At 67.9% G+C, this 13,152-nt stretch carries 10 protein-coding genes and 6 tRNA genes; 10 read left to right on the top strand and 6 right to left on the bottom strand.

Annotation, left to right across the window (positions count from 1 at the left end; translation table 11 throughout):
• Positions 1-10 precede the first annotated feature (10 nt).
• A complete protein-coding gene (gene hemA, locus UN84_RS05125) occupies positions 11-1,279 on the bottom strand; it encodes a glutamyl-tRNA reductase (protein ID WP_046079815.1) in 1,269 nt (422 codons plus the stop codon).
• Between the two features lie 226 nt (positions 1,280-1,505).
• On the opposite strand from hemA, the gene UN84_RS05120 reads away from it, so the two are divergent.
• From UN84_RS05120 to UN84_RS05080, 9 genes are all read left to right on the top strand, one after another.
• Positions 1,506-3,248 carry a tetratricopeptide repeat protein gene (locus tag UN84_RS05120; RefSeq protein WP_046079816.1) on the top strand — a complete coding sequence of 581 codons (1,743 nt, stop codon included), beginning with the start codon at positions 1,506-1,508 and terminating at the stop codon, positions 3,246-3,248.
• Positions 3,249-3,277: 29 nt separating this feature from the next.
• Entirely contained in the window at positions 3,278-3,898 is a 621-nt protein-coding gene (gene lolB, locus UN84_RS05115; RefSeq protein WP_046079817.1) for a lipoprotein insertase outer membrane protein LolB, read from the top strand.
• Complete coding sequence (ispE, locus tag UN84_RS05110; RefSeq protein WP_046079818.1) at positions 3,891-4,748, top strand: 4-(cytidine 5'-diphospho)-2-C-methyl-D-erythritol kinase; 858 nt, start codon at positions 3,891-3,893, stop codon at positions 4,746-4,748. The genes lolB and ispE overlap by 8 nt, the downstream gene beginning before the upstream one ends.
• 50 nt (positions 4,749-4,798) lie before the next feature.
• Positions 4,799-4,873: transfer RNA gene (locus UN84_RS05105), tRNA-Gln, on the top strand.
• A gap of 61 nt (positions 4,874-4,934) precedes the next feature.
• Positions 4,935-5,876 (top strand): ribose-phosphate pyrophosphokinase, encoded by a 942-nt coding sequence (locus UN84_RS05100; RefSeq protein WP_173834965.1) that lies wholly within the window; start codon positions 4,935-4,937, stop codon positions 5,874-5,876.
• Between the two features lie 121 nt (positions 5,877-5,997).
• The gene (locus UN84_RS05095; RefSeq protein ID WP_046079819.1) at positions 5,998-6,666 is read left to right on the top strand and encodes a 50S ribosomal protein L25/general stress protein Ctc; all 669 of its coding nucleotides are present in this window, start codon (positions 5,998-6,000) and stop codon (positions 6,664-6,666) included.
• Between the two features lie 154 nt (positions 6,667-6,820).
• A complete protein-coding gene (gene pth, locus UN84_RS05090; RefSeq protein ID WP_035597805.1) occupies positions 6,821-7,405 on the top strand; it encodes an aminoacyl-tRNA hydrolase in 585 nt (194 codons plus the stop codon).
• A 94-nt stretch (positions 7,406-7,499) separates the two neighbouring features.
• Positions 7,500-8,591 carry a redox-regulated ATPase YchF gene (ychF, locus tag UN84_RS05085; protein WP_046079820.1) on the top strand — a complete coding sequence of 364 codons (1,092 nt, stop codon included), beginning with the start codon at positions 7,500-7,502 and terminating at the stop codon, positions 8,589-8,591.
• Between the two features lie 56 nt (positions 8,592-8,647).
• Positions 8,648-8,724: transfer RNA gene (locus UN84_RS05080), tRNA-Met, on the top strand.
• Positions 8,725-8,832: 108 nt separating this feature from the next.
• Here the strand turns inward: UN84_RS05080 and UN84_RS05075 are convergent.
• Positions 8,833-10,131, bottom strand: a complete 1,299-nt coding sequence (locus tag UN84_RS05075; RefSeq protein ID WP_046079821.1) for a M18 family aminopeptidase — start codon at positions 10,129-10,131, stop codon at positions 8,833-8,835.
• A 137-nt stretch (positions 10,132-10,268) separates the two neighbouring features.
• On the opposite strand from UN84_RS05075, the gene UN84_RS05070 reads away from it, so the two are divergent.
• Entirely contained in the window at positions 10,269-12,323 is a 2,055-nt protein-coding gene (locus UN84_RS05070) for a carboxy terminal-processing peptidase (RefSeq protein WP_046079822.1), read from the top strand.
• A 195-nt stretch (positions 12,324-12,518) separates the two neighbouring features.
• Here UN84_RS05070 and UN84_RS05065 read toward each other — a convergent pair.
• The 4 genes from UN84_RS05065 to UN84_RS05050 all read right to left on the bottom strand — a co-directional run bounded on the left by UN84_RS05065 (position 12,519) and on the right by UN84_RS05050 (position 13,095).
• Positions 12,519-12,594 (bottom strand) — tRNA-Asn (locus UN84_RS05065).
• 75 nt (positions 12,595-12,669) lie between these two features.
• Positions 12,670-12,745 (bottom strand) — tRNA-Asn (locus tag UN84_RS05060).
• Between the two features lie 62 nt (positions 12,746-12,807).
• Positions 12,808-12,883 (bottom strand) — tRNA-Asn (locus tag UN84_RS05055).
• Between the two features lie 135 nt (positions 12,884-13,018).
• Positions 13,019-13,095: transfer RNA gene (locus tag UN84_RS05050), tRNA-Met, on the bottom strand.
• Between the last annotated feature and the right edge of the window lie 57 nt (positions 13,096-13,152).

Here is a 13,152-nt window from a genome sequence, read left to right as displayed (position 1 = left end):
CAAGGATGTCCTATCGGGAAGTGTCGGAAGGGTCGTCGAGCAGCAGTGACGCAGCCGCTTCAAGCAGCTCGCGCTGTTCGTCGGCAGCCGCCTCGCGCAAGGCCACGGTGGGACGATGCAGCAGGCGGTTGGTGAGCTGGTGGGCCAGCCTCGCCACCACCTCCTCGGGGTTCTCGCCGCGGGCCAGCCGCGCCATGGCCTGGTCGCGGGCCTCGTCGCGCAGAGCCTCGCCCCGGGCGCGCACGTCGCGGATCAGCTCCCCGCCGCTGCGCAGCCGGCGATCGTGCTGCCAGCAGCCCACGCCGTGCTCGATCAGCGATTCGGCCTCGTCGGCGGCCACCTGGCGGTGGCGACGATTTTCCTCGATCACCTCCTCCAGGTCGTCGACGGTATAGAGGAAGACGTCGGAGAGCTCGCCGACCTCGGGCTCGATGTCGCGGGGCACGGCGATGTCGACCATGAACACCGGCCGGTGGCGGCGCTTCTTGAGCGCCCGCTCCATCATGCCCTTGCCGAGGATCGGCAGCGGCGCGGCGGTGGAGGAGATCACGATGTCCGCCTCGATCAGCGCCTCGGGAATCTCGTCGAGGGTGATGGCCTGACCGCCCAGCGGCGCGGCCAGCTGCTCGGCCCGTTCGCGGGTGCGGTTGGCCACCGTGAGATGGCGCACGCCGGCCTCGTGGAGATGGCGCGCCACCAGCTCGATAGTCTCGCCGGCGCCGATCAGCAGCGCCGGCGAGCGCGAGAAGTCGTCGAAGATGCGGCTGGCCAGGCTGACCGCGGCATAGGCCACGGAGACCGGGTTGCGGCCGATGCCGGTCTCGGTGCGGACCCGCTTGGCCACCGCGAAGGTCTGCTGGAAGAGGCTCTCCAGCTCGCCGCCCATGCCGCGGGCCTGACGCGCGGCCTGGTAGGCGTCCTTGAGCTGGCCCAGGATCTGCGGCTCGCCGAGCACCATCGAATCCAGCCCCACCGCCACCCGCATCAGGTGGCGTGCGGCCTCGTCGTTCCTGTAGTGGTAGGCGCAGCGGGTCAGCTCTTCCACGGCGAGGCCGTGGAAGCGGCCCAGCCAGTCGAGGACCGCGCGCTCCCCCGACTCGCCGGTGACGCAGTACAGCTCGGTGCGATTGCAGGTGGACAGCACGGCGGCTTCCTGCACTTCCGGCAGGCCACGCAGCTCGGCCAACGCGGTCTCGAGCTGCGCGGGCGTGAAGGCGACCTGCTCGCGCACCTCGACGGCGGCGGTCCGATGGTTGATTCCCAGGGCAAGAAGCGTCATGCGTGTCGGCGTCTTCGCGATCGAGTTTCGGCGGTATCGAGGGCGGCGCGGCGAGCGCGCGCCTGCCACTCCACGGCGCCACATTCTATCACAGCCCATGGCGACGAGGCGCCCGCCGAGACTATCGGGGGCATCGACCCAGGCCATCGTCCAGGCGCTCATTGCGTCTTTGCCCCGCGCGGTCGAGCCGTTATGCTGGCGACTCGCCCGACATCACGAGACCGGCATGCCCCGAGGATTCCCCACCACGCCGTTCCGTCGACGCCCCCTCGCCGTACTCGGCCTGGCCCTGGCGCTCGGCGGCTGCCAGAGCCTGTCCGCCGTGTCGGCCCCGCCGCCGCAGGATCCATTGGCCGATGCCCCACCGGTCACCCGGGGTCTCGACGCCGAAGGCCTGTCGACGCTGCTGGTGGCGGAGATCGCCGGCCAGCGCGGCGACTATCGTCGCGCCACCCGCGGCTACCTGGCCACCGCCGAACGCTATCAGGCTCCCGAGCTCGCCGAGCGCGCCACCCTGGCGGCTCGCTTCGACGAAGATCCGGCGCTGCTCGAGGAAGCCGCCCGCCGCTGGCGCTCGCTGGATCCCGCGAGCGACGCCCCGGCCCGGCTGCTGTCCAGCTTGGCCGTGCAGCGGGGCGACTGGACCAGCGCCCTGGAACAACGCCTGGCGCTGCTGGACGGGAATGAGGACGCCGAACTGCTGAGTTTCGTGGAAGGCGCCCTGGACGCCGGCACACCGGCCGAGCCGCTGCTGCAACGCCTGCGACAAGACAGCGCAGCGACGGGCGCCTCGGTCGACCGCGCACTGAGCCTGGCGCTGCTGGAGGCCAGCGCGGGCCAGACGGTCTCGGCCCGGCACCGTCTCGATCGGCTGAGCGCCGAATATCCGCAGGAGTCTGCCGTCCATCGCATCGATGCCGCCCTGGCACTGGAGATGGACGCCCCCGAACGCGCCGCGGCCGCCGCCCGGCGCGGCCTCGAGATATCACCGGACGACGCACGCCTGCAGCTGCTGCTGGCCCGGGCCCAGATCCACCTCGGCCGGCTCGACGCCGCCGAGGCCAGCACCGATGCGCTGCTCGAGGGCCGCGGCGATCGGCCATCGCTGCGCCTGGCCCTGGCGCGCCTCTATCTCGAGGAGGCGCATCCGCAGCCGGCCCGCCGCCTGCTGCTGCCGATGCTCGAGGACGACGACACGCCCGTGCTGGCCTTCCTGCTGCTCGGCAGCATTGCCGAACAGCAGGGCGAGGTGGACAACGCCCTCCTCTATTACCGCCAGGTCCCCGAGGGCGACAGCTTCCTGCTCGCCCGGCTCAGCGCCGCCCGCATGCTGATCGAGGACGACCGGCTGGTCGACGCGCGCACTTTCCTGCGCAACGAACGCCTGGCGCATCCCGGCGAGGCCTCACCACTCACCGGCCTGGAGGTCGAGCTGCTCGACGAGGCCGGTGCCCACGCCCAGGCCGACGCCCTGCTCGACAGCTACCTCGCGAGCCATCCCGACGACGCCCGGCTGCGCTACCAGCGTGCCATGCGGGCCTATGCCGACGGCGACCTGGCGGCCATGGAACGCGACCTGCGCACCATCTTCGAGCGCGACCCGGACAACGCCAACGCCCTCAACGCCCTGGGCTACACCCTGGCCGACGAGAATATAGAAGGACGACTGGAGGAGGCCCGCCGGCTGATCGATCGCGCCCTGGAGCTCGAGCCGAACAATCCGGCGATCCTCGACAGCCGCGGCTGGGTCGCCTATCGCCTCGGCAACATCGAGGCCGCCCTGCCGTGGCTGGAACGCGCCTGGGCCGCCATGCCCGACCAGGAGATCGCCGCCCACCTGATCGAGGTGCTGTGGATGGCCGGCGAACGCGAGCGGGCCCGGGCACTGACCGCCACCGCCGTGGAACGCTTCTCGCCGCGCCCCCGAATCGACGAGCTGCTCGAGCGCCTGCCCGCGCTCGCCCCCTGACGCCCCGCGACGGAGAAGGAATCCCGATCATGCGACGCCCCATCCGCCCCCTGCTGCCAAGCCTGGCCCTCGCCCTGCTGCTGATCGGGGGCTGCGCCACCCGAGGCCAGGCGCCCGAGGCGCCTCGCGCCGCCGACGACTGGCAGGCCCAGAAAGTGCGCCTCGAGGCCATGCAGACCTGGGAGCTGACCGGCAAGGCCGGCCTGCGCACCCCCGAGGACAGCACCAGCGCCAATCTCGACTGGAACCAGACCCCCTACCATTTCCGCATGCTGCTCAGCGGCCCCTTCGGCAGCGGCCGCAGCGTGCTGGAAGGCCGCGAGGGTCGCGTCTCGTTGACCACCGGCGAAGGCCGCTTCGAGGCCGAGAGCCCCGAGGCGCTGATGAACCAGCAGCTCGGCTGGTCGCTGCCGGTGGCCGCGCTCGGCGACTGGGTGCGTGGCCTGCCCGCCGACGACAGCCCCCATCGGATGAGCCGCGATGCGCGCGGCTTTCCGGAGCGTCTGGAGCAGGACGGCTGGACAATCGATTACCAGGACTGGATGCGCGTCGAGGACCTGTGGCTGCCGCGCCGCATGAAGATGCAGTACGGCGACCTGAACGTCACCCTGGTGGTGACTCGCTGGCAGCCGGAGACCACCGATGTCTGATGCCGGCCGCCTGATCCTGCCGGCGCCGGCCAAGCTCAACCGGCTGCTGCATATCACCGGCCGGCGCCCCGATGGCTACCACGAGCTGCAGACCCTGTTCCAGTTCCTCGACCACGGCGACACCCTGACTCTCGCTCCGCGCGACGACGGCGAACTTCGCCTGACGCCGACGCTGTCCGGCGTCGCGCCGGCGGACAACCTGATCCTGCGCGCCGCCACGGCGCTGCGCGAGGCCACCGGCAGCCGCCAGGGCGCCGACATCCACCTCGACAAGCGCCTGCCCATGGGCGGCGGCCTCGGAGGCGGCAGCAGCGATGCCGCCGCCGCCCTGCTCGGTCTGAACCGTCTCTGGGGGCTCCACCTCTCTATAGAGGTACTGGCCGAACTGGGCCTGCGCCTGGGCGCCGATGTCCCGGTGTTCGTGCGCGGCCATGCCGCCTGGGCCGAGGGCATCGGCGAACGCCTGACGCCGGTGGCGCTCGACACCCCCTGGTTCGTGGTCGTCCATCCCGGCGTGAGCGTCTCCACGCCGGCGGTGTTCCAGGCGCCGGAATTGACACGAGACACGCCTCCCATTACTATGGCGCGCGCACTTCAGGGGGGAACGGCGAGCTGGCGCAACGACTGCGAGCTCACGGTCCGGGAATTGTATCCCGAGGTCGCGGGTGCGCTCGACTGGTTGAGCGACAGGGCACCGGCCATGCTGACCGGCACCGGCGCCTGTGTATTCGCCCGTTTGGACCATGAAGCCGATGCCACGGCGCTGCTGGACGACATCTCCGGCCGCTGGACATCCTTCAAGGCCCAAGGGCTGAATCGCTCTCCTCTCCATGATGCACTGGATCGATGATCGCCAGGCCATGGCAGCATCATGCATCGATCCGGTACGGCAAAGGTTGCTGGGGTATAGCCAAGCGGTAAGGCACCGGTTTTTGGTATCGGCATGCGCAGGTTCGAATCCTGCTACCCCAGCCATATCCCTTCCCGAACATCCGACCCAAACCCTGATGACCCAACACTGCAAAGGTGGCTGCGCGTGTCTAAATTGATGGTTTTCGCCGGGAACGCCAATCCCGAACTCGCCCAGAAGGTTGCCGAGAGCCTGGATACCCGGCTCGGCAACGCAACGGTCGGCCAGTTCAGTGACGGCGAAGTTGCGGTCGAGATCAACGAGAACGTGCGCGGCAAGGACGTTTTCGTCCTGCAGCCCACCTGTGCCCCGACCAATGACAACCTGATGGAAATGGTGCTGATGGTGGACGCCCTGCGCCGGGCCTCCGCCACGCGTGTCACCGCCGTGGTGCCCTACTTCGGCTATGCCCGTCAGGACCGTCGCGTCCGCTCCGCCCGCGTGCCGATCTCGGCCAAGCTGGTCGCCGACATCATGGTCAAGGCCGGCGTCGACCGCGTCATGACCATGGATCTCCATGCCGACCAGATCCAGGGCTTCTTCGACGTGCCGGTGGACAACGTCTACGGCTCGCCGATCCTGCTCGACGACATCGAGCGCCAGAACTACGACGACCTGGTGGTGGTCTCGCCCGACGTGGGCGGCGTGGTTCGCGCCCGTGCCATCGCCAAGCAGCTCAACGCCGACCTGGCGATCATCGACAAGCGTCGCCCCCAGGCCAACCAGGCCCAGGTGATGCACATCATCGGCGATATCCAGGACCGCACCTGCGTGGTGGTCGACGACATGATCGATACCGCCGGCACCCTGTGCAAGGCCGGCGAGGCGCTCAAGGAACACGGCGCCCGCCGCGTGGTGGCCTACGCCACTCACCCGATCCTGTCCGGCCCGGCCGTCGACAACATCACCGGCTCGGTGCTCGATGAACTGGTCGTCACCGACACCATCCCGCTGACCGAAACCGCCCGCCGCAGCGGCAAGATCCGCCAGCTGAGCGTGGCCGGCCTCATCGCCGAGGCGATCCGCCGGGTCAGCAACGAGGAATCCGTCAGCGCCATGTTCCACTGACGACACCGTCGTCAGCGCATCGCGCGGATAACGCTCCCCGGTTCGCCGGGGCGATGGGAACCACCGTCAGCCTGGTCGCGGGCACCGGTGGTTTCCTCACTTTCTATCAAGAGGCAACATCATGTCCGAATACACTCTCACAGCCAACGTCCGCAACGACCTGGGGAAAGGTGCGAGCCGCCGCCTGCGTCGTGCGAACGAGCAGGTGCCGGCCATCATCTACGGTGGTGAGCAGGCCCCGCAGCCGATCGCCGTCGACAAGACCGCCTTCTACAAGGCGCTCGAGGACGAGGCGTTCTTCGCGTCCGTGATCAACCTCGAGCTGGACGGCAAGCCGCACCAGGTCGTGGTCCGCGACCTGCAGCGTCACCCGTACAAGCCGCTGGTGACCCACGCTGACTTCATGCGCGTCGACGCGACTCACGCCATCACCATGCGCGTACCGCTGCACGTGGTGAACGCCGAGACCGCGCCGAGCATCAAGGACCAGGACGGCGAACTGCACGTCCTGGCCAACGAGGTCGAAGTGAGCTGCCTGCCGAAGGACCTGCCGGACTACCTGGAAATCGACGTCGCCGACGTCGCCCTGGGTACCACCCTGCACCTCTCCGACCTGAACCTGCCGGCCGGCGTCACCTCGGTCGAGCTGTCTCACGGCGAAGACCATGACCAGGCCATCCTGAGCATCACCGCCGCCAAGGTCAGCAGCGAGGCCGAAGAAGGCGAAGAGGCCGAAGAAGGCCAAGCCGACAAGGGCGAGTCCGCCGAAGGCGAGGACAGCGCCGAGTAAGTCCGGCACTGTTCAGGGCCGCGCCATCGGCGCGGCCCGCGTCCTTCCGATCAAGCGCTCCGGCGCTTGATTTTTTTTGTGGCCCGCCAGCCGCTGCAAGCCCCACGCGGAGCCGCGCCACACCGTTCCGGATGACTGTTTGGAGGCAGTGAAGATGAGTCAGGTCAAAGCCATCATCGGACTGGCCAACCCCGGCGCCGAGTACGAGGCCACCCGCCACAACGCCGGGGCCTGGCTGCTGGAGGCCCTGCTGCGACGGGCCGGCGGCGAACTGCGCGCGGAGAAGAAGTTCCTCGGCCGCTACGCCCGCATCCATCTCGACGGGCAGGAGCTACACCTGCTCGAGCCCACCACCTTCATGAATCGCAGCGGCGGCGCCGTGGCGGCGATGGCGAAGTTCTTCAAGCTCGCCCCCGACGAGCTGCTGGTGGCCCACGACGAGCTCGACCTGGATCCCGGCACCGCCCGCTACAAGACCGGCGGCGGCCACGGCGGCCACAACGGCCTGCGCGACATCATCCAGGCCCTGGGCAACGACAAGGGCTTCCATCGCCTGCGCATCGGCATCGGCCACCCCGGCGACGCCCGCCAGGTGACCAACTACGTGCTGGGGCGCCCCGGCAAGGCCGAGCGCGGCGCCATCGATGCCGCCATCGACGAGTGCCTGGCCACCCTGCCCCAGGCCGTGAGCGGCGACTGGACGAAGGCCATGCAGCGGCTGCACAGCTTCAAGCCCTAGGCATTGCCCGAAGGGTGCCGGCTTACAGCCGCGCCGTTATCTCGTAGAATACCGGCCAATCACACGCCTCGAACTCTCTTTCCAGGAAGATCCCATGGGTTTCAACTGCGGTATCGTCGGCCTGCCCAACGTCGGCAAGTCCACCCTCTTCAATGCCCTGACCAAGTCGGGCATCGACGCCGAGAACTTCCCCTTCTGCACCATCGAGCCCAACGTCGGCATCGTGCCGATGCCGGACCCGCGCCTCGACCGGCTGGCGGAGATCGTGAAGCCCGAGAAGACCATCCCCACCACCATGGAGTTCGTCGACATCGCCGGACTGGTGGCGGGCGCTTCCAAGGGCGAGGGCCTCGGCAACCAGTTCCTGGCCAACATCCGCGAGACCCAGGCCATCGCCCACGTGGTGCGCTGCTTCGATAACGACAACGTCATCCACGTGGCCAACGAGGTCGATCCGCGCGCCGACATCGAGACCATCAACCTCGAGCTGGCCCTGGCCGACCTGGACACCGTCGACCGCGCCATCCAGCGCCTGGTGCGCGTGGTCAAGGGCGGCGACAAGGAAGCCATCGCCACCAAGGCGATCCTCGACCGCATCCAGCCGCACCTGGCCGAGGGCCAGCCGCTGCGCAGCTTCGGCCTCGACGACGACGAGAAGCAGCAGCTCAAGAGCTTCGGCTTCCTGACCCTCAAGCCGACCATGTACATCGCCAACGTCAACGAGGACGGCTTCGACGACAACCCCTACCTCGAGGTGGTCAAGCAGATCGCCGCCGAGGAAGGCGCCGTCGTGGTCCCGGTGTGCAACCAGATCGAGGCCGAGATCGCCGAGCTCGACGACGAGGAGCGCGCCATGTTCCTCGACGAGATGGGCATGCAAGAGCCCGGCCTGGACCGCGTGATCCGCGCCGGGTACGAACTGCTGGGCCTGCAGACCTACTTCACCGCCGGAGTGAAGGAAGTCCGCGCCTGGACCGTCAAGATCGGCGCCACCGCCCCGGAGGGCGCCGGCGTGATCCACACAGACTTCCAGAAGGGCTTCATCCGCGCCGAAGTGATCGCCTACGACGACTTCGTCTCGCTGGGCGGCGAACAGGGCGCCAAGGACGCCGGCAAGTGGCGCCTGGAAGGCAAGGACTACGTGCTCAAGGACGGCGACGTGGTGCACTTCCGCTTCAACGTCTGAGGCAAAAAATAGTTGACGAAACGAGGCCTTATCCGTAGTATGCGCCCTCGTTGTCCGGCTACGTAGCTCAGTTGGTTAGAGCACATCACTCATAATGATGGGGTCCCCTGTTCGAGTCAGGGCGTAGCCACCAGATATCGAAAAGCCCGCCTGGTTCGCCAGGCGGGCTTTTTTCGTTGATGAGCCGGCTTGGCCGGTCACCCTCCCACCGGCGCCCGAAGGCGCCGGCGGTCACGGGGCCTCAGGGCAGCTCGCGGCGATCGACGAAGGCCGTGAGCACTCGGGTCAGGTGCGCCACGTCCTTGGCACCCGCGGTCTCGCGGATCGAGTGCATCGCCCACTGGGGCACGCCCACGTCCAGGGTCGGCACGCCGAGCTCGGTAGCGGTGATCGGGCCGATGGTGCTGCCGCAGCCCATGTCGGCACGGGTCACGAAGGTCTGCACCGGTACCTCGGCCTCCTGGCACAGCGTGCGGAACAGCGCCGCGGTAGCGCTGTTGGTGGCGTAGCGTTGATTGGCGTTGACCTTGATCACCGGCCCCTCGTTGAGCGCCGGACCGTGAGCGGCGTCGTGCTTGTCGAGGAAGTTCGGGTGCAAGGCGTGGGCATTGTCGCAGGAGATCATCCGCGAGGCCTGAATCAGACGGATGAATTCTTCCTCGCTGCCGTCACCCAGCTGGGCACTGACCCGCCGCAGCACGTCGCCCAGGAAGGGCCCCTGGGCGCCGCAGGCGCTGGCGCTGCCCACCTCCTCGTGATCGTTGGCCACCAGCACCGCCCCTTGCGTCCCGTCTGAATCGAGGAGGGCCTCAAGGCCGATGAAGCACGACAGCAGGTTGTCGAGCCGCGCCGAGGCGATCAGCTCGCCCTCCACGCCGACCCGGGCCGGCGGCTGCATGTCGTGGAAGCCGAGCTCGAAGTCGACGATCTCCACATCGCCGAGGTCATGTTCGGCCGCCAGCCAGGTTCGCAGCAGACGATCCAGATCGGCCGACTCGCCGCCCTGAAGGAAGACCGGCGCCATCTGGGTCTGGGCATTGATCGCCCGGCCGCTGTTGGCCTCGCGGTCGAGATGGATCGCCAGGCTCGGAATGATCGCCACGGCGCGGTCGACGTTGAGCAGCATGCCTTCCAGGCGGCCGTCGGGATGACGCACGTGAACCCGGCCGGCGAGCCCCAGATCGCGGTCGTACCAGGGCGCCAGCAGCGCCCCGCCGTACACCTCGACGCCGAGCTGCAGCCAGCCGGCGGCGGTCTGCGGCGCATGAGGCTTGAGGCGCAGTCCGGGACTGTCGGTGTGGGCGCCGATCATGCGCAGCGCCGAGAGCGGTTCGCTCGGCAGCTGCAGGGCAATGATCGAGGAATCGTTGCGCGTCACGTAGACCCGCTCGCCGGGCGTCAGCTGCCAGGGCTGTGTCTCGTCGAGGCGCCGGAAGCCTTCGGCCTCGAGGCGCTCGGCCATGTTGGCCGTGGCGTGCCAGGGCGTGGGCGAACGGCGCAGGAAGTCGAGCAGTCGCTCGAGCGGGGCATCCTGGGGCATGGGACTCCTCTCGGTGTCGCATCTTGGGGGCATGGGACTCGACCGAGCTGCTACAATGGCGGTTCTGTCCGTGCAACTCGTGAGCCGAATCACGGTCTGGACGCTAGAGTGTACATGAATCCGGGAGTGCTTCATCGATGAGCCTGTTTGTGACCCTGGGTCGTGCCGCGGCCCTGGCCCTGCTGCTGGGCAGCGTCCCGGCCCAGGCGGCGATCACCGCCACCGACGCCCAGCGCGAGGCCGCCGTGGAGGTAGCCGAATCGCTGCGCTACGGCCACTACGCGGATATCCGCTTCGACGACGAGTGGTCGAAGCAGGCCTTCGAGCGCTATCTGGAACTGCTCGACGGCCAGCGGGCCTACCTGCTCGCCGATGACGTCGACGAGTTCGCGGACCTGTCGACCGCCATGGACGATGCTGTCCTCGACGGCGATCTCGACCGCCCCTACGCGCTCTACCAGCGCTACCACGAGCGCGCCGAAGCACGCCTGGAGTGGCTGCTCGAGCGCGTCGATGCAGGCCTCGACTTCGACTTCGACGGCAACCAGCGGATGGTCCTGGATCGCAAGGACGCCCCCTGGCCCCGCCGCACCGCATCGCTGGACGAGCTGTGGCAGAAGCGCCTGCAGAACGCCGCCCTGACGCTGTCGCTCAGCGACCAGACCCCGGAAGAGGTCGAAGAAACCCTCCACGATCGCTACGAGAACCAGCTGAACCGCCTCCGCCAGGCCAACGCCGAGGACGTCTTCGGCCTGATGATGGCCGCCGTGACCGGCAGCATCGACCCGCACAGCGAGTACCTGTCGCCGCGCCAGAGCGAGTCCTTCGACATCCAGATGCGCCTGTCCCTGGAGGGCATCGGCGCCCTGCTCCAGGCCGATGGCGAGTACGTCAAGGTCGCGAGCCTGGTGCCCGGCGGCCCCGCCGAGAAAGCCGGCGTGCTCAAGCCCGCCGATCGCATCATCGGCGTCGGCCAGGAAGACGAGGAGGTGGTCAACGTGGTCGGCATGCGCCTCGACGACGTGGTCGACATGATCCGCGGCCCCAAGGGCTCGGTGGTGCGCCTCGACGTGGTGCCCGCCCAGGCCGTCGATACCACCCGCTCCAAGGTCGTCGAGATCACCCGCGACACCGTCAAGCTCGAGGACCAGGCCGCCCAGAGCGAGGTCATCGAGGTCGAGCGCGAGGACGGCATGCATCGCCTGGGCGTCATCGAGGTGCCGGCCTTCTACGTCGACTTCGATGCCTGGCAGGCCGGCGAGCCGGACTACCGCAGCACCACCCGCGACGTGGCCAAGGAAGTCGAACGGCTCAAGGACGAGAACGTGGAAGGCATCGTGCTCGACCTGCGCAACAACGGCGGAGGCGCCCTTCAGGAAGCCAACTCGCTGATCGGCCTGTTCATCGATCGCGGCCCCACCGTTCAGGTGCGCGACGCCCAGGGCCGCATCAGCCTCTACGGCGATACAGACAGCGGCACACTCTACGACGGTCCGCTGGCGGTGCTGGTCAACCGGCTCTCGGCCTCGGCCTCGGAAATCTTCGCCGGCGCCATTCAGGATTACGGGCGCGGCCTGGTGGTCGGCGGCGACACCTTCGGCAAGGGCACCGTGCAGACCCTCGACGAGCTCAACCACGGCCAGCTCAAGCTGACCCGCGCCAAGTTCTACCGCATCTCCGGCGAGAGCACCCAGCATCGCGGCGTCACGCCCGACATCAGCTTCCCGAGCCTGATCGACCCGGAGCTCATCGGCGAGAGCAGCCTCGACAACGCCCTGGCCTGGGATCAGGTGCGCAAGGTCCAGTACCGCCGCTACGGCCAGCCGGAGCGCTATCTGGAGACCCTTCGCCAACGGCATCAACAGCGTGCCGACCTGCACCCCAACTTCCACTACCTGGAGCGCGAGGCCGAGCTCGCCGAGCGGATACGCGAGCAGCACACCAGCGTCAGCCTCAATCGCGAACAGCGTCAGCGCGAGGCCGAGGCCCAGGAGGCCGAACAGCTGGCCCTGGAGAACCAGCGCCGCGAGGCCCTGGGCCTGGAGCCGCTGGAGGAGTGGACGGACGCCCGCGACGAGGATACCGAACAGGCCGAGCCGATCGATCGCGCCCAGGTGATGGAGAGCGCCGAGATCCTGCTCGACTACGCCCGTCTCGACCACGGCCTGCGACTCGCCGACTACGACGACTGAGCCCTTCCCACCCTCGCCATACACGACGCCGGGCCCTGCGCCCGGCGTCGCCGTATTGCACGGAGCAAAACGCGGACGAAACGCACGGACACGACGAATGCCGGCGGAAAGCCGGTAGCATCACGATATAATCGGGAAAGACGCGAGAGCGGAGAATTCAGGGAATCAGCGCAGAAACGGCTGAAGAACAAGCATTGGCTCCCCGAACAGGACTCGAACCTGTGACCCAATGATTAACAGTCATTTGCTCTACCAACTGAGCTATCGGGGAACGACTTGTATGCCCGGACGGGCTGACCTCAGAGGCCTGATGGCCGGAACCTGACGGTCTGGAAGAGGTAAAAGGTGGCTCCCCGAACAGGACTCGAACCTGTGACCCAATGATTAACAGTCATTTGCTCTACCAACTGAGCTATCGGGGAATGACCTTTTTTACCGTTCGACACCTTTCAGTGCCGCTGTGCTCGTTGCTCTGGGACGAAGCTGGCTCCCCGAACAGGACTCGAACCTGTGACCCAATGATTAACAGTCATTTGCTCTACCAACTGAGCTATCGGGGAATGGCCTCGAGCACGGTGCGTAGTATACGGATCCGCTTGTGAACGTCAAGGGCCAAAACCGTCACTCGCCGCTCACGCCTCCGGAAAGCAAGACGCCCGCCGGGCGATGTGCCGGGCGGGCGTCTCATGCTGTCCTGGTGGCTACGCCCTGATTCGAACAGGGGACCCCATCATTATGAGTGATGTGCTCTAACCAGCTGAGCTACGTAGCCATTTTGCGTCCTGGGAGAGATGTCCCCGACGACGGATGCAGATTATGCACGGCGGCC

The sequence above is a fragment of the Halomonas sp. HG01 genome (assembly GCF_000968715.2).
Lineage (GTDB): Bacteria > Pseudomonadota > Gammaproteobacteria > Pseudomonadales > Halomonadaceae > Halomonas > Halomonas halophila.
Note: the sequence above shows the minus strand (reverse complement) of the source record. Positions and strands in the feature narration are given on the sequence as shown.

Coding starts and splice junctions, on each gene's coding strand:
- hemA (WP_046079815.1), bottom strand. CDS start 1,279: ATGACGCTTCTTGCCCTGGGAATCAACCATCGGACCGCCGCCGTCGAG.
- UN84_RS05120 (WP_046079816.1), top strand. CDS start 1,506: ATGCCCCGAGGATTCCCCACCACGCCGTTCCGTCGACGCCCCCTCGCC.
- lolB (WP_046079817.1), top strand. CDS start 3,278: ATGCGACGCCCCATCCGCCCCCTGCTGCCAAGCCTGGCCCTCGCCCTG.
- ispE (WP_046079818.1), top strand. CDS start 3,891: ATGTCTGATGCCGGCCGCCTGATCCTGCCGGCGCCGGCCAAGCTCAAC.
- UN84_RS05095 (WP_046079819.1), top strand. CDS start 5,998: ATGTCCGAATACACTCTCACAGCCAACGTCCGCAACGACCTGGGGAAA.
- pth (WP_035597805.1), top strand. CDS start 6,821: ATGAGTCAGGTCAAAGCCATCATCGGACTGGCCAACCCCGGCGCCGAG.
- ychF (WP_046079820.1), top strand. CDS start 7,500: ATGGGTTTCAACTGCGGTATCGTCGGCCTGCCCAACGTCGGCAAGTCC.
- UN84_RS05075 (WP_046079821.1), bottom strand. CDS start 10,131: ATGCCCCAGGATGCCCCGCTCGAGCGACTGCTCGACTTCCTGCGCCGT.
- UN84_RS05070 (WP_046079822.1), top strand. CDS start 10,269: ATGAGCCTGTTTGTGACCCTGGGTCGTGCCGCGGCCCTGGCCCTGCTG.